The organism is Peribacillus sp. NJ4 (assembly GCF_030348345.1).
In the GTDB taxonomy this organism is placed as follows: domain Bacteria; phylum Bacillota; class Bacilli; order Bacillales; family DSM-1321; genus Peribacillus.
Genome location: NZ_JAUCFQ010000001.1, coordinates 686,828 through 706,145, shown reverse-complemented (window position 1 = coordinate 706,145; position 19,318 = coordinate 686,828). Strand labels below are relative to the sequence as shown.

13 protein-coding genes, 1 tRNA gene, 2 rRNA genes and 1 pseudogene are annotated in these 19,318 nt (G+C 44.0%); 9 read left to right on the top strand and 8 right to left on the bottom strand.

Annotated elements, in window-relative coordinates; all coding sequences use genetic code 11:
• Positions 1-85: 85 nt before the first annotated feature.
• Positions 86-3,018 (bottom strand): 23S ribosomal RNA (locus QUF94_RS03510).
• Between the two features lie 175 nt (positions 3,019-3,193).
• Positions 3,194-4,744: ribosomal RNA gene (locus QUF94_RS03505) — 16S ribosomal RNA — on the bottom strand.
• Together the 16S and 23S rRNA genes form the textbook arrangement of a ribosomal RNA operon.
• 428 nt (positions 4,745-5,172) lie before the next feature.
• On the opposite strand from QUF94_RS03505, the gene QUF94_RS03500 reads away from it, so the two are divergent.
• The gene (locus tag QUF94_RS03500; protein WP_289314632.1) at positions 5,173-5,358 is read left to right on the top strand and encodes a hypothetical protein; all 186 of its coding nucleotides are present in this window, start codon (positions 5,173-5,175) and stop codon (positions 5,356-5,358) included.
• Between the two features lie 32 nt (positions 5,359-5,390).
• Here the strand turns inward: QUF94_RS03500 and QUF94_RS03495 are convergent, their stop codons facing one another.
• Entirely contained in the window at positions 5,391-6,296 is a 906-nt protein-coding gene (locus tag QUF94_RS03495) for a DMT family transporter (protein WP_289314631.1), read from the bottom strand.
• Between the two features lie 147 nt (positions 6,297-6,443).
• Between QUF94_RS03495 and QUF94_RS03490 the strand changes: the two genes are divergently transcribed.
• Both QUF94_RS03490 and QUF94_RS03485 read left to right on the top strand, forming a co-directional pair.
• Positions 6,444-7,151 carry an MgtC/SapB family protein gene (locus QUF94_RS03490; RefSeq protein WP_289314630.1) on the top strand — a complete coding sequence of 236 codons (708 nt, stop codon included), beginning with the start codon at positions 6,444-6,446 and terminating at the stop codon, positions 7,149-7,151.
• Positions 7,152-7,266: 115 nt separating this feature from the next.
• Positions 7,267-7,339, top strand: a tRNA-Ala gene (locus QUF94_RS03485).
• Between the two features lie 297 nt (positions 7,340-7,636).
• Here QUF94_RS03485 and QUF94_RS03480 read toward each other — a convergent pair.
• Entirely contained in the window at positions 7,637-8,839 is a 1,203-nt protein-coding gene (locus tag QUF94_RS03480; protein ID WP_289314629.1) for an aminotransferase-like domain-containing protein, read from the bottom strand.
• Positions 8,840-9,347: 508 nt separating this feature from the next.
• On the opposite strand from QUF94_RS03480, the gene QUF94_RS03475 reads away from it, so the two are divergent.
• Both QUF94_RS03475 and QUF94_RS03470 read left to right on the top strand, forming a co-directional pair.
• Entirely contained in the window at positions 9,348-9,578 is a 231-nt protein-coding gene (locus tag QUF94_RS03475; RefSeq protein WP_289314628.1) for a helix-turn-helix domain-containing protein, read from the top strand.
• A 129-nt stretch (positions 9,579-9,707) separates the two neighbouring features.
• Positions 9,708-9,926, top strand: a complete 219-nt coding sequence (locus QUF94_RS03470) for a hypothetical protein (RefSeq protein WP_289314627.1) — start codon at positions 9,708-9,710, stop codon at positions 9,924-9,926.
• Positions 9,927-10,130: 204 nt separating this feature from the next.
• Here the strand turns inward: QUF94_RS03470 and QUF94_RS03465 are convergent, their stop codons facing one another.
• Complete coding sequence (locus QUF94_RS03465; protein ID WP_289314626.1) at positions 10,131-10,295, bottom strand: hypothetical protein; 165 nt, start codon at positions 10,293-10,295, stop codon at positions 10,131-10,133.
• 411 nt (positions 10,296-10,706) lie between these two features.
• On the opposite strand from QUF94_RS03465, the gene QUF94_RS03460 reads away from it, so the two are divergent.
• The 4 genes from QUF94_RS03460 (at position 10,707) to QUF94_RS03445 (ending at position 16,205) form a co-directional block, all read left to right on the top strand.
• Positions 10,707-11,624 carry a proline dehydrogenase family protein gene (locus QUF94_RS03460; RefSeq protein ID WP_289314625.1) on the top strand — a complete coding sequence of 306 codons (918 nt, stop codon included), beginning with the start codon at positions 10,707-10,709 and terminating at the stop codon, positions 11,622-11,624.
• Between the two features lie 57 nt (positions 11,625-11,681).
• Positions 11,682-13,223, top strand: a complete 1,542-nt coding sequence (gene pruA, locus QUF94_RS03455) for an L-glutamate gamma-semialdehyde dehydrogenase (RefSeq protein ID WP_289314624.1) — start codon at positions 11,682-11,684, stop codon at positions 13,221-13,223.
• Between the two features lie 156 nt (positions 13,224-13,379).
• Positions 13,380-14,846 carry a sodium/proline symporter PutP gene (gene putP / locus QUF94_RS03450; RefSeq protein WP_289314623.1) on the top strand — a complete coding sequence of 489 codons (1,467 nt, stop codon included), beginning with the start codon at positions 13,380-13,382 and terminating at the stop codon, positions 14,844-14,846.
• A 138-nt stretch (positions 14,847-14,984) separates the two neighbouring features.
• Positions 14,985-16,205 carry a PucR family transcriptional regulator gene (locus tag QUF94_RS03445; protein WP_289314622.1) on the top strand — a complete coding sequence of 407 codons (1,221 nt, stop codon included), beginning with the start codon at positions 14,985-14,987 and terminating at the stop codon, positions 16,203-16,205.
• Positions 16,206-16,329: 124 nt separating this feature from the next.
• On the opposite strand, the gene QUF94_RS03440 is transcribed toward QUF94_RS03445, so the two are convergent.
• From QUF94_RS03440 to QUF94_RS03430, 3 genes and pseudogenes are all read right to left on the bottom strand, one after another.
• Positions 16,330-17,034 carry an MBL fold metallo-hydrolase gene (locus QUF94_RS03440; RefSeq protein WP_289314621.1) on the bottom strand — a complete coding sequence of 235 codons (705 nt, stop codon included), beginning with the start codon at positions 17,032-17,034 and terminating at the stop codon, positions 16,330-16,332.
• Between the two features lie 237 nt (positions 17,035-17,271).
• Positions 17,272-17,519: pseudogene (locus QUF94_RS03435) on the bottom strand (alanine:cation symporter family protein); the annotation flags it as partial.
• A gap of 105 nt (positions 17,520-17,624) precedes the next feature.
• Positions 17,625-19,277, bottom strand: a complete 1,653-nt coding sequence (locus QUF94_RS03430; RefSeq protein ID WP_289314620.1) for a glycerol-3-phosphate dehydrogenase/oxidase — start codon at positions 19,275-19,277, stop codon at positions 17,625-17,627.
• Positions 19,278-19,318: the final 41 nt, after the last annotated feature.

The following is a 19,318-nucleotide window of genomic DNA, read 5'->3' as shown; positions in this document are numbered from 1 at the left end:
ATAACGTCTTTTCGAAAAAATGCAAGAAGAAATTTTCATTCCTTCAAAACTAGATAATAAGAAGGTATTTCATTTTTTTAAAGCGTTGGTTAAGTCCTCGATCTATTAGTATCAGTCAGCTCCACATGTCGCCACGCTTCCACCTCTGACCTATCAACCTGATCATCTTTCAGGGATCTTACTAGCTTGCGCCATGGGAAATCTCATCTTGAGGGGGGCTTCATGCTTAGATGCTTTCAGCACTTATCCCGTCCGCACGTAGCTACCCAGCTATGCCTTTGGCAAGACAACTGGTACACCAGCGGTGCGTCCATCCCGGTCCTCTCGTACTAAGGACAGCTCCTCTCAAATTTCCTGCGCCCGCGACGGATAGGGACCGAACTGTCTCACGACGTTCTGAACCCAGCTCGCGTACCGCTTTAATGGGCGAACAGCCCAACCCTTGGGACCGACTACAGCCCCAGGATGCGATGAGCCGACATCGAGGTGCCAAACCTCCCCGTCGATGTGGACTCTTGGGGGAGATAAGCCTGTTATCCCCGGGGTAGCTTTTATCCGTTGAGCGATGGCCCTTCCATGCGGAACCACCGGATCACTAAGCCCGACTTTCGTCCCTGCTCGACTTGTAGGTCTCGCAGTCAAGCTCCCTTGTGCCTTTACACTCTACGAATGATTTCCAACCATTCTGAGGGAACCTTTGGGCGCCTCCGTTACTCTTTAGGAGGCGACCGCCCCAGTCAAACTGCCCACCTGACACTGTCTCCCACCCCGATAAGGGGCGCGGGTTAGAATTTCAATACAGCCAGGGTAGTATCCCACCAACGCCTCCACCGAAGCTAGCGCTCCGGCTTCTCAGGCTCCTACCTATCCTGTACAAGCTGTACCAAAATTCAATATCAGGCTGCAGTAAAGCTCCACGGGGTCTTTCCGTCCTGTCGCGGGTAACCTGCATCTTCACAGGTACTATAATTTCACCGAGTCTCTCGTTGAGACAGTGCCCAGATCGTTACACCTTTCGTGCGGGTCGGAACTTACCCGACAAGGAATTTCGCTACCTTAGGACCGTTATAGTTACGGCCGCCGTTTACTGGGGCTTCGGTTCAAAGCTTCGCTTGCGCTAACCTCTCCCCTTAACCTTCCAGCACCGGGCAGGTGTCAGCCCCTATACTTCGCCTTGCGGCTTCGCAGAGACCTGTGTTTTTGCTAAACAGTCGCCTGGGCCTATTCACTGCGGCTTTTCCGGGCTATTCACCCTAAAAAGCACCCCTTCTCCCGAAGTTACGGGGTCATTTTGCCGAGTTCCTTAACGAGAGTTCTCTCGCACACCTTAGGATTCTCTCCTCGCCTACCTGTGTCGGTTTGCGGTACGGGCACCTTACATCTCACTAGAGGCTTTTCTTGGCAGCGTGGAATCAGGAACTTCGGTACTATATTTCCCTCGCCATCACAGCTCCGCCTTAATGGAAACGGGATTTGCCTCGTTTCCGGCCTAACTGCTTGGACGCGCATATCCAACAGCGCGCTTACCCTATCCTTCTGCGTCCCCCCATCGTTCAAACGATGTATAGGTGGTACAGGAATATCAACCTGTTGTCCATCGCCTACGCCTTTCGGCCTCGGCTTAGGTCCCGACTAACCCTGAGCGGACGAGCCTTCCTCAGGAAACCTTAGGCATTCGGTGGAAGGGATTCTCACCCTTCTTTCGCTACTCATACCGGCATTCTCACTTCTAAGCGCTCCACCAGTCCTTCCGGTCTGACTTCAACGCCCTTAGAACGCTCTCCTACCATCGACACCTAATGGTGTCAATCCACAGCTTCGGTGATACGTTTAGCCCCGGTACATTTTCGGCGCGGAGTCACTCGACCAGTGAGCTATTACGCACTCTTTAAATGGTGGCTGCTTCTGAGCCAACATCCTGGTTGTCTAAGCAACTCCACATCCTTTTCCACTTAACGTATACTTTGGGACCTTAGCTGGTGGTCTGGGCTGTTTCCCTTTCGACTACGGATCTTATCACTCGCAGTCTGACTCCCAAGAATAAGTATTTGGCATTCGGAGTTTGACTGAATTCGGTAACCCGTTGGGGGCCCCTAGTCCAATCAGTGCTCTACCTCCAATACTCTCATCTTGAGGCTAGCCCTAAAGCTATTTCGGAGAGAACCAGCTATCTCCAGGTTCGATTGGAATTTCTCCGCTACCCACACCTCATCCCCGCACTTTTCAACGTGCGTGGGTTCGGGCCTCCATTCAGTGTTACCTGAACTTCACCCTGGACATGGGTAGATCACCTGGTTTCGGGTCTACGACCTCATACTCATTCGCCCTATTCAGACTCGCTTTCGCTGCGGCTCCGTCTTATCAACTTAACCTCGCATGAAATCGTAACTCGCCGGTTCATTCTACAAAAGGCACGCCATTACCCATTAACGGGCTTTGACTACTTGTAGGCACACGGTTTCAGGATCTATTTCACTCCCCTTCCGGGGTGCTTTTCACCTTTCCCTCACGGTACTGGTTCACTATCGGTCACTAGGGAGTATTTAGCCTTGGGAGATGGTCCTCCCTGCTTCCGACGGGATTTCTCGTGTCCCGCCGTACTCAGGATCCACTCAGGAGGGAACGAAGTTTCAACTACAGGGTTTTTACCTTCTTTGACGGACCTTTCCAGATCACTTCATTTACCCCGTTCCTTTGTAACTCCATGTTGAGTGTCCTACAACCCCAAGAGGCAAGCCTCTTGGTTTGGGCTAATTCCGTTTCGCTCGCCGCTACTCAGGAAATCGCATTTGCTTTCTCTTCCTCCGGGTACTTAGATGTTTCAGTTCCCCGGGTCTGCCTTCAGTACCCTATGTATTCAGGTAAAGATACTGTTCCATTACGAACAGTGGGTTTCCCCATTCGGAAATCTCCGGATCAAAGCTTACTTACAGCTCCCCGAAGCATATCGGTGTTAGTCCCGTCCTTCATCGGCTCCTAGTGCCAAGGCATCCACCGTGCGCCCTTTCTAACTTAACCGTTAAAAAGATCTTACAGATGCTTTGAAAAAAATTAATTGCCTTCTATCTATTATCTAGTTTTCAAGGAACAAAGCAGAAAGAATCCATCACATCGTGATGCTTGTCTTTCCTATTTGAATGAATTACTCATTCAAAACTGAACAAAACAAAAGCGCTCTCGTAATTATCCTTAGAAAGGAGGTGATCCAGCCGCACCTTCCGATACGGCTACCTTGTTACGACTTCACCCCAATCATCTGTCCCACCTTAGGCGGCTGGCTCCATAAAGGTTACCTCACCGACTTCGGGTGTTACAAACTCTCGTGGTGTGACGGGCGGTGTGTACAAGGCCCGGGAACGTATTCACCGCGGCATGCTGATCCGCGATTACTAGCGATTCCGGCTTCATGTAGGCGAGTTGCAGCCTACAATCCGAACTGAGAATGGCTTTATGGGATTCGCTTACCTTCGCAGGTTTGCAGCCCTTTGTACCATCCATTGTAGCACGTGTGTAGCCCAGGTCATAAGGGGCATGATGATTTGACGTCATCCCCACCTTCCTCCGGTTTGTCACCGGCAGTCACCTTAGAGTGCCCAACTGAATGCTGGCAACTAAGATCAAGGGTTGCGCTCGTTGCGGGACTTAACCCAACATCTCACGACACGAGCTGACGACAACCATGCACCACCTGTCACTCTGTCCCCCGAAGGGGAAAGCCCTATCTCTAGGGTTGTCAGAGGATGTCAAGACCTGGTAAGGTTCTTCGCGTTGCTTCGAATTAAACCACATGCTCCACCGCTTGTGCGGGCCCCCGTCAATTCCTTTGAGTTTCAGCCTTGCGGCCGTACTCCCCAGGCGGAGTGCTTAATGCGTTAGCTGCAGCACTAAAGGGCGGAAACCCTCTAACACTTAGCACTCATCGTTTACGGCGTGGACTACCAGGGTATCTAATCCTGTTTGCTCCCCACGCTTTCGCGCCTCAGTGTCAGTTACAGACCAGAAAGTCGCCTTCGCCACTGGTGTTCCTCCAAATCTCTACGCATTTCACCGCTACACTTGGAATTCCACTTTCCTCTTCTGCACTCAAGTTCCCCAGTTTCCAATGACCCTCCACGGTTGAGCCGTGGGCTTTCACATCAGACTTAAGGAACCACCTGCGCGCGCTTTACGCCCAATAATTCCGGACAACGCTTGCCACCTACGTATTACCGCGGCTGCTGGCACGTAGTTAGCCGTGGCTTTCTGGTTAGGTACCGTCAAGGTACCAGCAGTTACTCTGGTACTTGTTCTTCCCTAACAACAGAACTTTACGACCCGAAGGCCTTCTTCGTTCACGCGGCGTTGCTCCGTCAGACTTTCGTCCATTGCGGAAGATTCCCTACTGCTGCCTCCCGTAGGAGTCTGGGCCGTGTCTCAGTCCCAGTGTGGCCGATCACCCTCTCAGGTCGGCTACGCATCGTCGCCTTGGTGAGCCATTACCTCACCAACTAGCTAATGCGCCGCGGGCCCATCTATAAGTGACAGCCGAAACCGTCTTTCCATCTTCTCTCATGCGAGAAAAGAACGTATCCGGTATTAGCTCCGGTTTCCCGAAGTTATCCCAGTCTTATAGGCAGGTTGCCCACGTGTTACTCACCCGTCCGCCGCTAATCTCAGGGAGCAAGCTCCCATCGATTCGCTCGACTTGCATGTATTAGGCACGCCGCCAGCGTTCGTCCTGAGCCAGGATCAAACTCTCCGAAGAAATGTTTGACTTGCTCATTTTGCTTTTTTGATAGTGTGTGCTCACTTAAAATTTAACGTTGACGCTTTGTTTTGTTCAGTTTTCAAAGAGCAATTTCTGTCGTTTCTCTCAGAAGCGACTTCTATAATGTAACACATTGTGTCACGTTTCGTCAACAACTTTTTTAAAAATATTTTTCAACAACTTGTTAGCTGTTTAAGTTGCTGTCTTAGCGACAAGAAATAATATACCATGTACCAAAAATGTTTGCAATATGTTTTTTAAAACTTTTTTCAAAAAAAACGTTTTTTTCTTTTTCCCTCTATATATCCTTCATTATCATCCCCCCTGCTTCCTTGACCAATAGCATGGTACATGAATGAACGAAGCATATTTCCAAAGAAACACAAATAGACTTATAAAGATATCTTTTCCCATGAGGTGAAGCAATGAATCTATCATTAATCGGATTACTCATTTCTTACAGTATGGCCCTTTACTTATTCAGTACTGCTTTTTATGAAGCCATCAGGTTCAGCAGAGAAAAAGGCAAGGTGAATGGTACGACATTTTTATTCAGCTTTACTTTCGCTATGATTTTCACACGAATCACCTATTTGTTTCATCCCTATTAAATAAAAGCAGTAAGTCAGGAGACTTACTGCTTTTATACGGAGACTTGTGTTTCTTCCCGTACCCTACTTTTCTTTTCATCCTTCAGGAACATCATCAAACCGCCCAATATGATGGTACCTCCCAGGACCTGCGTCCATAGTATCGGTTCATCTAATATGAAGTAAGCCAGAACCGTCGCTCCAACCGGTTCAAGTAAGATTCCCATCGAAAGCGTCGAAGTGCTTAACCACTTTAATGACCAATTGAATAAAGAATGTCCTAATAATGTCGGGAAAATGGCAAGCAAAACAAAATAGATCCAATCGGCAGCAGGATATGGTGCCAATGCCTCTCCCTTGAAGATCACATAGAAAAACAAAGTGACTGCACTGATAGCATACACGACAAATGTATATGTTATAGAAGAGATGCGTTTTCGAACATTTTGCCCAAATAGTAAATAACCGGTTACAAGCGCACATGCGATTAGCGAAAGAATATCTCCCCAAAGCGCCATGCCGCTGATTCTCAAATCTCCCCAGCTAATGACAAGGCTGCCTGCTATCGCAATGATGCCGCTCAATATTGCCTTCATTGAAAAACTTTCTTTAAAAAACAAATAGGCTCCGGCAAAAGCGAATAAAGGCTGGAGGGTGACAAGTACAGTTGAACTCGCAACAGACGTGTAATTAAGCGATTCAAACCATAAAATAAAATGAAAAGCCAAGAACACTCCTGCAGCAATCGAATATAACCAATCCTTTTTACCAATGAATTTAAGTTCATGGCGGTATTTCACCAAGAAAACCGGCAGCATAAGAAGGACAGTAAATAATAAACGGTAAAAGGCTATAACACCCGATGGAGCAGTCGCTAATTTAACAAGGATGGCCGAAAATGAAACGGATGCCACACCAATCGCCAACGCAACATAAGGATTCACTTTTGGCATTTGCATTTCAAACTCCTCCTTTCAAAGGGAATTACTTAACATTGAACTCTATTCTACTATGTTAAAATTAATAGGGTAAGCTTTTTTTAAAAACGGGTATATGGCAACAGACGATCTTTTTCTTCGATAATAATTCGGAAGTGGTGAAACAAAATGGAATGGACATTCGACCCTCAATCGGAACTGCAAATCCTTATCAAATTGGGGATTTCAGCTCTCCTAGGACTAATTATCGGACTTGAGCGAGAAATGAAACGAAAACCCGTTGGATTAAAAACAAGCCTGGTCATTTCAATAGTCAGCTGTTTATTAACGATCGTTTCCATGGAGTCCGCTTATAAGTTCCCAGGAAGTGACGACGTAAATATAACAATGGACCCCTTGCGTCTAGCCGCTCAGATTGTTTCTGGCGTCGGCTTTATCGGGGCAGGCGTCATTCTCCGGCGGGGCAACAACAGCATATCCGGTTTAACGACAGCCGCCATCATCTGGGGAGCGGCCGGAATCGGGATTGCCGTAGGAGCAGGATTTTTTCTTGAGGCCATAGCCGGCGTCATACTATTGATCATCAGTGTCGAATTGGTGCCAGCAATGGTCACCTGGCTCGGACCGATGAAGTTACGGCAAAAAGAAATCTTTCTGCAGCTGGTGGTCAAAAACAAAGATGACATTGCCGTCGTATTGAAAAAAATCAAAGAGGAAAAGATATTCATCAAGAACCTTAGAATCAAAGATGTAGAAGAAGACCACCACCTTTTGACACTTAAAGTTTTGGTCGATCATAAAGTTAGAACATCTGAAGTGTATTACACCGTCTCCAATCTTAAGGAAATTGCACGGGTAGAAATCGAAAATTCATAATAAAAGAACCGTTTGACTACTCTCAAACGGTTTTTTTTATCATTTTTGCAAAAATCTCATTTTTTATATTGACTTTTCCCCAAAATCCGATAAAATAATTATTGTACCTCAATTCGGGGCATTAGCTCAGCTGGGAGAGCGCTACGCTGGCAGCGTAGAGGTCAGCGGTTCGATCCCGCTATGCTCCATATCCAAAAACCCTTGTGTAGCAAGGGTTTTTTTCTTTGTCTTAACGGAAAAACATCGCGCGCTGATCATATTTTGGCCATAAAAACGGTCACAATTTGCCACTTCTTCTTGCATGTTTGGAAGAACATGTGAATATGTATTTGCCCAGATGCCACTTCTTTGCATGCATATCCCAGCTAAGATTTGAAAGAATTTGTCGATATAATCATCGCGAAAGAGATAAAGAATCCTTTTATAACAAAAAGCCTACCCCCTTTAAGGAAGTAGGCGCATTCAAATTTAAAACTAACAATCCTTCAGGACATTTTATGAAAAAAAGATGCGATAAGCTGTCCTAGTCTTCTAGTTCCCTCGATTATTTCTTCCTCATTAGCATAACTGAACGAGAGCCGGAGAAACTCGGTTCCATCCTTTTCATCCAAGAAAAAGTACTTCCCTGGAACATACGAAACACCCTCCGCTAGAGCCTGTGATAATAATTGCGACGTATCCATACCTGGAATTCTCACCCATACAAAGTAACCACCATCTGGTACATACCAGGAAACGGATTCTGGAAGGAATTGTTCCAACGAATGGATTAACGCAGTACATTTAGCACGATACACATTTTTCAGAAGGTCGATTCGTTTCTCAAAATCCGTGTTTTCTAAGTATACAGCCATTGTACTTTGAGCAAATGGATGGTCTAAATCTTTTTTAAACCACTCTAATGCCTTAATGAATTCACTTTCTCCTGCTATCCATCCAATCCGCATTCCCGGTGCCACTACTTTGGATAATGAACCAACGTGGAGGACTCGTCCGAGTGTATCAAAAGATTTTATTGGCACCGGATTTTCATCGAAGGCTAATTCTCCGTATGCATCATCCTCTAGAATGAGGAAATCAAACTCGATGGAAAGTTCCAATAAATGCTTTCGCCGCTCAGTTGTCATAGTCGTCCCAGTTGGATTTTGAAAGGTTGGGATGGTATATAGAAAACGCGGGAGGGTTAGACCTTTACGTTTCCTTTCATCCAGCATTTCTTTTAATAGGTACGTTTGGAGTCCATTTTCATCTATAGGTATACTAATAATCTGCTTCGTATAGTTTTGAAAAATCTCTAAAGCCTCCATATAGGTGGGAGATTCTACAGCTACGACCGCTTTATCATCAAGGAGAATGCGGGCAATAAGATCAATCCCCTGGCAAGCACCTGATGTAATCAAAAGCTGTTCTTCCAAAACGCGAATTCCACGATCTTCAAGTCTTTTCTGGATTTGCTGCTTCAGTCTTACAATCCTTGGACTTCCGATATAATGGAGCGGCAAATCCTGCTCCTCATCAAGAAGTCCGGCTACAGCTACCTTGAGCTCCTCAGCAGGAACGAGCGCAGGATCAGGATAGCCTGAACTCAAGCGAATACAACCATCTGGCAGGTCTGGCATCCATGCACCGGGCGGATCATTCTTAAGTGCCGCTTTAATGTTTTCAGAAAAAAAAGATTCAACATTCACTTCAACCATACCCCTTCCTTCAATCGAGCCTTAATTGATCCTCACATTTTTTTTGGATAGCTGCCTTTTTAAGAGATAAATCATAAATTTCTATCCGTTAGCCTTTGATCTCCAACTGCTTTAAAGTATAAGGTAACCGACTTATGGTAATAAAGAAATACCATATTCACTTCTTCATCACCCGCACTTTCCATACATAGCTAGGCCAATTGTTACCTTCAAACAAAAATCCCCTTTTTTTATTTATGTTTGCCTTTTCCGCCAACGCATTTTTGAATATTCTGATACCTTATGCATTATAACATTTTTCGTTAATCCTTATTTACTATAGTGAATGGATATTTCATTATTCTGCCGTTAGTATAAGAAACCTTGGCAACCTCACACATATATTTTATACATCCAATTGCTTACTTTGTCCGTAATACCAAATTTTTGCGAAACTATGCGTATATTTTTGTGAAAGTTGGACGAGACTGCTAGTAAATTAATCTAGGAGGTTATCAAAATGTTTAGATTCGGGAAGGGAAAGCCACGAAGTAAGGTCGGCAAATTCATCGATAAGCACGGATATTCACAAGAGGAGTTTGTAAGCGCGTCCGGAATCTCACGCAATACGATAAGCAGAGTTTGCAGCGATCCCAAGTATGTGCCGTCAGCCGGAGTATTAAAGAAAATCATGAAGGCGGTTCGAAGTATAGAGGCTGGCGCAAAGGCAGATGACTACTTTGACTTATAAACAAAAAGCCCCCAGCGTAATGGCCGGGGCTAAATGTTGATACTCTCCTTATCCATGCTCCCTTAGTCCAAGCTTTCCTTTCACTGGAACAGCCGCATGTCCTTTACTTCCCAGGCGTATTCTCCCACTGTGGGGCTCCTAAAAAAAATCATTGCCTTGTTCCACTTGTCCATCTTCCAGCATTGCCTGCATCCCGTTATTTTCAATTACCTTCAAACAATTTTCAAGCTTACATACACCAAAGATCATACCGGTTGGGAGATTGTCCAGGCGCTTGTGGTGAGGAGGCTTGGCAGCCAGTCGGAGGAAAGGGAGTGGATTTCTGAAATCAACTGGAACGTTTACTAAATAAAAAAACTGTAGGCAAATTATTCGAATTTGTCTACAGTCTGAAACCCCCCACCTCCATTAGGAGCGGGGATTTTCTTCATTTTCGGATGATATGCTTATTTCTTGCAGTTTTTTTGTTCCTTTTAGACAAACCCTGCAGGGATTTCTATTATCAAGGGCTTGTTATCGATTAGGGACAAAGGGTTATTTATTTCGCTTCAGCTATTTTCGCCTAACCATTTTCTTTATGAACTGAACCACAGGCGACACAATGGAATCATGTACATTCGTAAGGGCATAACCGATCAGCCCCAATATTACCAGGGCCATTATTAATCCTATTATCAAACCCGATGTTTCTCTAAGTTCTTCAAGTACAGCATCCATTCCTTATCCTCCCCGGCTTGCCGATGCGACTTATTTTACGGTTTATCACCCATTTTACTTCTGAAAGCTTCATTAATCGTTTTATCTTCGAACTTTGCACCCATTCCGTTAAATTAGGTTCATTATAACGCATTGGATGATTATGGTCGAGGTGCCACTTTTAAACGTATTTATTGATGACCTTCACATCATCGCTTCCTGATAAAGCCTTTATTTCTAGCGTTTCTCTTTAAGTTAAAATATAAACCTTCGTTTCTTTCCGATCATAAAAGAAAAAATGTAAACCTTTTCATTTGTCCATAACCGACAAACGGAAGGCATAATTATTGTTTTTTTGAAACATTGTGAATATTGTCGAATAATCGTAAGCTTAATTTATTGAAATACATCTTCTTAGGGGGTGCGCTTTATATGGAAGCCATTACAAGGGACTTTTTCTTATTTTTATCTAAAAATAATCTGCTTAATAATATTGCTAAAAAAAGCGGAGGAAGTTTTGCTGCTGGAAAGATCATTGGGGGAACTGATTTCCAAAGTTCCATTAAATTTATTAAACAACTTAATAATAGTGGCTTGTCGGTTACAGTCGACCATCTTGGGGAATTCGTTGATTCTAAGGAAGTGACTCAGGAAAGGACGGCAGAATGCATCGAAACCATCGAAATGATCAGCAGGGAAAAACTTGATTCACAAGTTTCTCTGAAGATGACTTCTTTGGGACTCGATATCGATCATAATCTGGTCATAGAGAACATGACGAAAATTCTTGATACAGCAGAAAAGCATAAAGTCATGGTCACGATCGACATGGAAGATGAAGTTCGCTGTCAGGCAACAATCGACATTTTTAGACAGTTCAAGGAAAAATACAGCTGCATAAGTACTGTTCTACAAGCATATTTATTCCGCACAGAGAAAGATTTGGAGGACCTTGCCCAATATAAGCCATTCCTGCGTCTCGTAAAGGGTGCCTACAAGGAATCTCCAGAGGTGGCTTTTCCCGAAAAGGATGATGTAGATGAAAACTATAAAAAGTTGATTAAGCAAAGTCTTCTTAACGGTAATTATACGGCCATCGCCTCACATGATGACAAAATCATCGAGTATACAAAAGAGTTGGCTAAGAGGCACAACATTCCAAATACACAATTCGAATTTCAAATGCTTTATGGCATGAGAAACAAAACACAATACGAGTTGGTCAAGCAAGGTTACAAAATGCGCGTCTATGTTCCATATGGTCTGGATTGGTATGGATACTTCATGAGAAGGCTTGCAGAAAGGCCATCCAATATTGCCTTTGCCTTCAAAGGGATGGTCAAAAGCTAAATATACATTTAATATTCTAATTGTTACAAAAAATCTATAAAAAGGTGTGAGTAATCAATGATTTCATATAAACACGAACCATTTGTTGATTTTACAAACGAGGAAAACAAAAAAGCGTATCAGGAAGCTCTTCAAACTGTTGAAGGCTACTTAGGGCAAGACTACCCTCTTTATATCGGGGCAGAGAAAGTGACGACTGATGAGAAAATCGTTTCATATAACCCTGCAGATAAGGAAGAGGTCATCGGCCGAGTATCGAAAGCGAACAGGGATCTTGCTGAAAAAGCCATGCAGGAAGCGTCTTTAGCTTTTGAAAGCTGGAAAAAAGTGAAGCCGGAAATCCGTGCTGACGTTTTATTCAAAGCGGCTGCCATCATTCGCAGACGCAAGCATGAATTCTCTGCGTTGTTGACAAAAGAGGCAGGAAAACCTTGGAATGAAGCTGATGCCGATACAGCTGAAGCAATCGATTTCCTTGAATTCTATGCCCGTCAAATGTTGACGCTTAAAGATGGTGTGCCTGTACAAAGCCGTCCGGGAGAATATAACCGCTATGATTACATTCCATTAGGAGTCGGCATCATCATTTCTCCTTGGAACTTCCCATTTGCCATCATGGCAGGTACAGCTGTTGCAGCTATCGTTACTGGTAACACAATCCTGTTGAAACCAGCTTCGACCACTCCTATTGTCGCTGCGAAATTCGTTGAAGTGATGCTTGAAGCAGGCCTTCCAGCAGGAGTATTGAATTTCGTTCCAGGGAACGGAGCCGAAGTGGGCGACTACCTGGTAGATCATCCAAAAACACGTTTCATTTCCTTCACCGGTTCACGTGATGTAGGTCTGCGCATTTACAAACGTGCTTCAGAAGTGAACGAAGGCCAAGTTTGGCTAAAGCGTGTCATTGCTGAAATGGGCGGAAAAGATACAATCGTCGTCGACAAAGAGGCTGATCTGGAATTGGCAGCTCAATCGATCGTGAAATCGGCATTTGGCTTCTCGGGACAAAAATGTTCTGCTTGCTCCCGTGCTGTCATTGTAGAAGATGTATATGATCAAGTTTTGGATCGCGCTGTCGAGTTAACTAAACAACTGACTGTCGGTAATCCTACAGAGAACCACTTCATGGGTCCTGTAATCGATCAAGCAGCTTTCGACAAAATCATGAGCTATATTGAAATCGGGAACCAAGAAGGACGCATTCTGACTGGAGGAGAAGGAGATAGCTCTAAAGGCTACTTCGTTCAACCGACAATCGTCGCTGATGTAGATCCGAAAGCCCGTTTGATGCAAGAAGAAATCTTCGGACCAGTCGTTGCCTTTACAAAAGCCAAAGACTTTAACGAAGCTCTTGAAATTGCCAATAACACAGAATACGGTTTGACTGGGGCTGTCATTACGACAAATCGCCTTAACATGGAAAAAGCACGTGAAGAATTCCATGTGGGGAACTTGTATTTCAACCGCGGCTGTACTGGTGCAATCGTAGGTTATCAGCCATTCGGCGGGTTCAACATGTCAGGAACCGATTCCAAGGCAGGCGGACCGGACTACTTGCAGCTTCATATGCAAGCTAAAACAACATCAGAAACGTTCTGATAATGTTCTATCAAGCAGTTTGAATACTCGTTTTGGTTATGTATCTTCCATTTTGCGATACAAAACCAAAATGAGGGTAAATGGAGGAAGTGACAAATAGGTTGCTTCCTCTTTTAAAACAAAAAAATATATATTTCAACCTGAAGGGAGTCTTTTATGGATTACGCATTAATAATTTCCATCAGCATTTACATGGCTGGCATGCTTTTCATTGGTTACTTCGCTTACAAACGGACTTCCAATTTGAGTGATTATATGTTGGGCGACCGGGGCCTTGGTCCTGCTGTCACTGCATTAAGCGCCGGCGCTGCGGATATGAGCGGTTGGCTTTTGATGGGGATGCCTGGTGCCATGTTCGCAACAGGACTAAGTTCCATCTGGATCGTAATCGGCCTGACGCTAGGCGCCTATGCGAACTGGCTGTATGTTGCGCCAAGATTAAGAACCTATACGGAAGTCGCCAATAACTCCATTACGATCCCCGCTTTCCTGGAAAATCGTTTTGGCGAGGGTTCACGGATCCTAAGGCTCATTTCCGCTTTAGTTATCCTAATTTTCTTCACCTTTTACGTTTCTTCCGGAATGGTATCCGGCGGAGTCTTATTCCAAAGTACATTTGGCCTTGATTACCATACAGGCCTATGGATCTTAACAGGCGTCACCGTTGCCTATACTTTATTCGGCGGATTCCTGGCAGTAAGCTGGACAGACTTCGTTCAAGGAATCATCATGGTCGTTGCCTTGGTTCTTGTACCGATCGTCACCCTTTTCCATGTTGGCGGTTTCGGTCCTTCCATAGATACGCCACGTTCCATTGATCCAGCTCTATTGAATATTTTCACGGGGACGAGCTTTTTAGGAATCATCTCATTATTTGCTTGGGGACTGGGTTACTTCGGCCAGCCGCATATCATTGTCCGCTTTATGGCGATCAGCTCTATTAAGGAAATCAAAAAAGCCCGTACTATCGGGATGGGCTGGATGATTTTCTCCAGTGTCGGTGCCATGCTGACTGGATTCATCGGTATCACGTATTTCCATCAGAACAACCTGAAGTTAGATGATCCTGAAACGATTTTCATAGAGTTAGGTGAAATACTATTCCACCCACTTATCACTGGTTTCTTGATTTCAGCGATACTGGCAGCCATCATGAGCACGATTTCTTCGCAGCTTTTGGTTACGGCCAGCTCTTTAACGGAGGATATGTACAAAACTTTCTTCCGTCGTTCCGCTTCAGATAAAGAGCTTGTTTTCCTGGGCAGACTTTCCGTACTGACCATATCCATCATAGCGCTCATTCTCTCTTGGGAACAGAATGACACGATCCTTGGACTTGTCGGCTATGCATGGGCTGGATTCGGATCTTCATTCGGTCCATTGGTCATACTAAGCCTCTGCTGGAAACGGATGACAAGATGGGGCGCTTTAGCAGGGATGATCGTCGGTGCCGGGACTGTAATTTTCTGGTCCATGGCAGGATTATCCGATACGCTTTATGAAATGATTCCTGGTTTTGGCGCGAGCTTGATTGCCATCATCGTGGTCAGTCTTCTTACAGCGAAACCATCTAGAGAAGTAGAAGAAAAGTTCGACGAATTCGAAAGAACATTAAAACAATAATAAATCCCCTGAAAGGCACGGTATATGAAATTTTTTTCATATACCGTGCCTTCTTTGTGCTTGCCCCTATACACATCATCCGTTTATAAGTATTATTAGACTAAGTTATCGTCCAATTCAAAAAACAGGGGGCCATATATGTCATTAGAAAAAATCCTTACTCTCACAAACATCAACGATATAACGGATATGGTCAGCACTTATTTAAAAAAACCAGTGGTCATCGAAAATGACCAATTTTTATTGCTGTCATATAGTTCATATTATATCGATCACTTCGACCAAGCCAATCGGCAAACCATTTTCACAAAGCATTGGCCGATTCCAATCTTGGAGAAATTCATGGATGAGGGCATTGTCGAACAGCTTAAAACGGTGCAGCATCCCTTTAGGGTGAAACAAATCGAGGAAATCGGTTTAAATCAAAGAGTCGTTGTAAGCGCGGTACACAAAGGGCAAGTCTTCGGATTCATATGGGTTCAAGAGACGGAAATGATGACTGATTCCGACTTGGAATTTTTGCATGAGGTTTCCCATCATATCGGCAAGCTCCTTTATCAGAAAAAACAGATAAACATGAAAAAAGATGAAGAAAAAAATGAGTTTTATCAAAAGGTCATTGATGAAGTATATCAAACTGAAAACCAAATAAAATGGGAAGCCGCCAATATGAATCTCCTCATTCCGGAAACTTTCCTTGTAAATGTCTTTACCATCGCTCAATCCGATGCGGAACATTTCGATGAATTAACGGATACAGTCAGTCTATTCGCCAATGCTTTGAATCATTTTTCCCATGTATTCACAAACCAATTGAAGATCATCGTATTAATTGGCAGCAACGGAAAAGGGAAAGAACTCCTTTCTGAAAGCGCCAATGATTTAACGAATACGGTTCTTTCCCAATTCAATGATCAAAGGGTGTTCCCGGGAATCGGAAATGAATATTCTTCGATTCTTCAATTAAGGAAATCCTACCTCGAAGCCCTGGAAGTGATCAATGCTGCGAAGTTCATCGGTAAACCTGAACAGCTTCCTTTCCAATATAGCAAGCTAGGGATTTTCCGTTACCTCGAAATGATCTCCCATCATCATACTAAAACGAATTATATCAATATGGATTTACAGATTCTTCAAAAGAAGGACCAGGAAAGCCAAACGAAACTCCTTCAAACATTGGAAATATATCTGTTGAACAATTGCCGGATCAAACCGACAGCTGAGCAGCTATACATTCATACCAACACATTGAAATATAGATTGAACCAAATAGCCGATCTTACTTCAATCGATTTTGATGACTTACACTCAAGAATACAACTCTACATCGATTTACAGCTTATAAAGCAAAAATCTTAAGGCATTTCGCTTTTACGGTTAAAAGATTCAAACAGCTAAAGAGTGAGGAGCACGGAGACCCATCAGCCGTGTTCCTCACTCTTTTTGAAATAACACCTCAATATGCCGGCACTTTCCCATTCTTTCATTGTTGGAGTTTTAATTCAGCTTCAACTATTGCTTTGTCCATGGAGTTCCCAGGTTGTTCTAGCATCTTTCCATGACCTACAGCAAGCAAATGCGGATTAAGACTTCTTAATTTCTTTGCACTTTCAAGGGCAATGAGTTTATCCCATGTAGCAAAGGCCGGGAATGGAAATAAAGGTTTAATGATTCCAGAAATTGCAGTTCCACCCCTTGTCTGCAGGGCATCCCCGACAATTAAACTATGATTCCGGGTATCAAGAAGCGATATCGAACCAGGGGTATGCCCAGGTGAATAAATAACTTCCAATGAACCGATACGGTCGCCCTCTTTAAGCAGTAAGTCGGGTTGAGTTTGAATGTTTTTGGGGACTCCACCGCGAATTGGATTTTCATTTTGTAAGGGGCTGGAATCACCAGCCAGTAATGATGCTTCCCTGATAGAAATACTCACCTGCACATCAGGCATTAACGCTTTTAGCCCGTCTAGTGCACCGACATGATCATCATGTGCATGAGTAACTATTATTCTTGTTATCGGTTTTCCAATAATCCGCGCCGCCTTCAAAATACTTTTTCCGCTATAGGGTAAAGCTGCATCTACTAGTGTAAGGCTATCCTCTTCTTCTATGAAATAACAGTTTACGGGAAATACACGTGGCATGAAAGATAGTTGATATACTGTATCGACCTTTGTCAGCTTCATCTTTAATCAAACTCCCTCACACACTTATATAATTACAATCATAAATACTATGATTATTTTCTCAATAATATTCCATCCTTTTAGTCTTTCTAGTAAACTAAAGCCTCACTAGTTATGTTCACAATTTCAGTTTTGTCCTAGTTATCGCAATATGATAAAAAACCAGCTCTCAAATACCTAAAGCTGGTTTTTCATGTATCTCCATATATTTATTAATTTATTTCAGGGCATTTCTCTTCATGAAACGTTTTCCTTGTCTCCGGTGTATTCATGCTCCCAAAAGAAGGCGTTTTTTATGCCTAAAGCTTTGGGATCGAAAACCAGAACCACCCCCGCCTTCTTTTGCGTTTCGTAATCCTTTAACACAATAAGCGCCGGTTTAGCCAGAATTAAAATGGCAATGACATTAAGCCATACCATAATGCCCAAGCCAGCTCTGCCGTACGGACGGATCCATGGAAACTGGCTACCAGTATGATGAGCTTCCAGGCACCACGGAAAACCTAACATGATAGTTTCGTCTTTCATTTCCTTCCCGAATCGAAAAAAACGCCAGCGATTCCGCCGGCATCATGTTTTTTGCATATAAGTCAAGATACTCTAATCGCACCGAGTATTTCCCGTTCCAATTGATTGGTTCTCTCCATTTTTGTTGATTCCGTCCACCCGAAATATCCAGCCATATATTCAATCACTCCACTTTTATGCGTTTGGACTAAATCGATATCGAATAACAGGGTCCCGGTCCTGCGGAAGAAGAAGTCCACTGGAGTTGCGGCCATTTCATGATCTAGTGCGTATTTCAGCTGAACGAACAATTTCTGCGGAAGGCCAATGCTTGCTGCTCCGTCTCCTTCGCTTTTTACGATATCGAATAACACAGGTGCGTTTGACCCGTACATGGCCAATATTTCTTCGGAGTCCTTACCGGCAAGTCCTGAGTCCACTCCCATTTGAATATGTTGCTTGATATAATCGGAGAAGTTGCTTGAACCTCCGACATCCCCTCCTGAAATCGGCATTCCTTTAGTGCTGCTGGTTGGGTAAGTCTTATTAGATTGCTGGGAAAGCTTCCCTGCCACAAGATCGACCGTCGTTTTTGCCATTTTGCGATAACCGGTCAATTTACCTCCCGCAATCGTGATAAGACCCGAATCGGACTCCCATATTTCATCTTTCCTTGATATTTCAGAAGGGTCTTTTCCTTCTTCAAGAATCAACGGTCTTACTCCAGCCCAGCTTGATTCGATATCATCATCGGAAATTTTCACTTCTGGAAACATATAATGTATCGACTTTAATAAATAGGCACGGTCCTCGGATGTAACGGATGGCACTGCAGGATCGCCATCATAAAAAGTGTCCGTAGTCCCTACATAAGCTTTACCGGCTCTCGGGATGGCAAAGATCATCCGTCCATCAGGTGTATCGAAATAAAGCGCCTGCTTCAACGGGAACTTCGATTGGTCGATGACCACATGGACACCCTTGGATAACTTCAGCGTTTTCCCTTTTTTCGATTGATCTTTCTCACGGATGGAATCCACCCATGGACCTGCTGCATTAATAACTTTATCTGCGTATATTTCATAAGCATCACCTGAAAGTAAATCGGCAACTTGGACGCCGTTCACCTTTCCATTTTCATATAACAATTTATCTACTTTTGTATAATTTATCGCCGTTGCACCTTTATCGACAGCTGCCTTCATCACTTCAATCGTCAGACGAGCATCATCTGTCCGATATTCGACATAGTAGCCTCCGCCTTTCAGTCCCTCTTTCTTAACGAGGGGTTCCCGTTTTAGTGTTTCATCCGCCGAAAGCATTTTCCTGCGTTCGGCTTTTTTAACACCTGCAAGGAAATCATATACACGGAGTCCAATGGAAGTACTGAATTTCCCGAAGGTGCCTCCTTTGTGCATCGGTAACAGCATCCATTCCGGCGTGGTCACATGCGGTCCATTTTCATAAACGATTTCCCGCTCTTTACCAACCTCAGCAACCATTTTTATCTCAAATTGCTTCAAATACCTCAAACCACCATGGACCAGTTTTGTCGAGCGGCTTGAAGTACCTGCCGCAAAGTCCTGCATTTCAACCAATGCCACTTTCATCCCACGGGTCGTTGCATCCAGGGCGATTCCTGCACCGGTAATTCCCCCACCAATGACAACTACATCATATTTTTCTTTTTTCAGAAGTTCGATTGTTTCTTCCCGATATATATTTGAAAACCTCATCCCTGACTCCTCCTTTAAGTAATGCTCTCTATTGTCGTGTA

Excerpts from the sequence above, each read along its gene's own strand:
- QUF94_RS03500 (WP_289314632.1), top strand. The coding sequence starts at position 5,173 with ATGAATCTATCATTAATCGGATTACTCATTTCTTACAGTATGGCCCTT.
- QUF94_RS03495 (WP_289314631.1), bottom strand. The coding sequence starts at position 6,296 with ATGCAAATGCCAAAAGTGAATCCTTATGTTGCGTTGGCGATTGGTGTG.
- QUF94_RS03490 (WP_289314630.1), top strand. The coding sequence starts at position 6,444 with ATGGAATGGACATTCGACCCTCAATCGGAACTGCAAATCCTTATCAAA.
- QUF94_RS03475 (WP_289314628.1), top strand. The coding sequence starts at position 9,348 with ATGTTTAGATTCGGGAAGGGAAAGCCACGAAGTAAGGTCGGCAAATTC.
- QUF94_RS03465 (WP_289314626.1), bottom strand. The coding sequence starts at position 10,295 with ATGGATGCTGTACTTGAAGAACTTAGAGAAACATCGGGTTTGATAATA.
- QUF94_RS03460 (WP_289314625.1), top strand. The coding sequence starts at position 10,707 with ATGGAAGCCATTACAAGGGACTTTTTCTTATTTTTATCTAAAAATAAT.
- pruA (WP_289314624.1), top strand. The coding sequence starts at position 11,682 with ATGATTTCATATAAACACGAACCATTTGTTGATTTTACAAACGAGGAA.
- putP (WP_289314623.1), top strand. The coding sequence starts at position 13,380 with ATGGATTACGCATTAATAATTTCCATCAGCATTTACATGGCTGGCATG.
- QUF94_RS03445 (WP_289314622.1), top strand. The coding sequence starts at position 14,985 with ATGTCATTAGAAAAAATCCTTACTCTCACAAACATCAACGATATAACG.
- QUF94_RS03440 (WP_289314621.1), bottom strand. The coding sequence starts at position 17,034 with ATGAAGCTGACAAAGGTCGATACAGTATATCAACTATCTTTCATGCCA.
- QUF94_RS03430 (WP_289314620.1), bottom strand. The coding sequence starts at position 19,277 with ATGAGGTTTTCAAATATATATCGGGAAGAAACAATCGAACTTCTGAAA.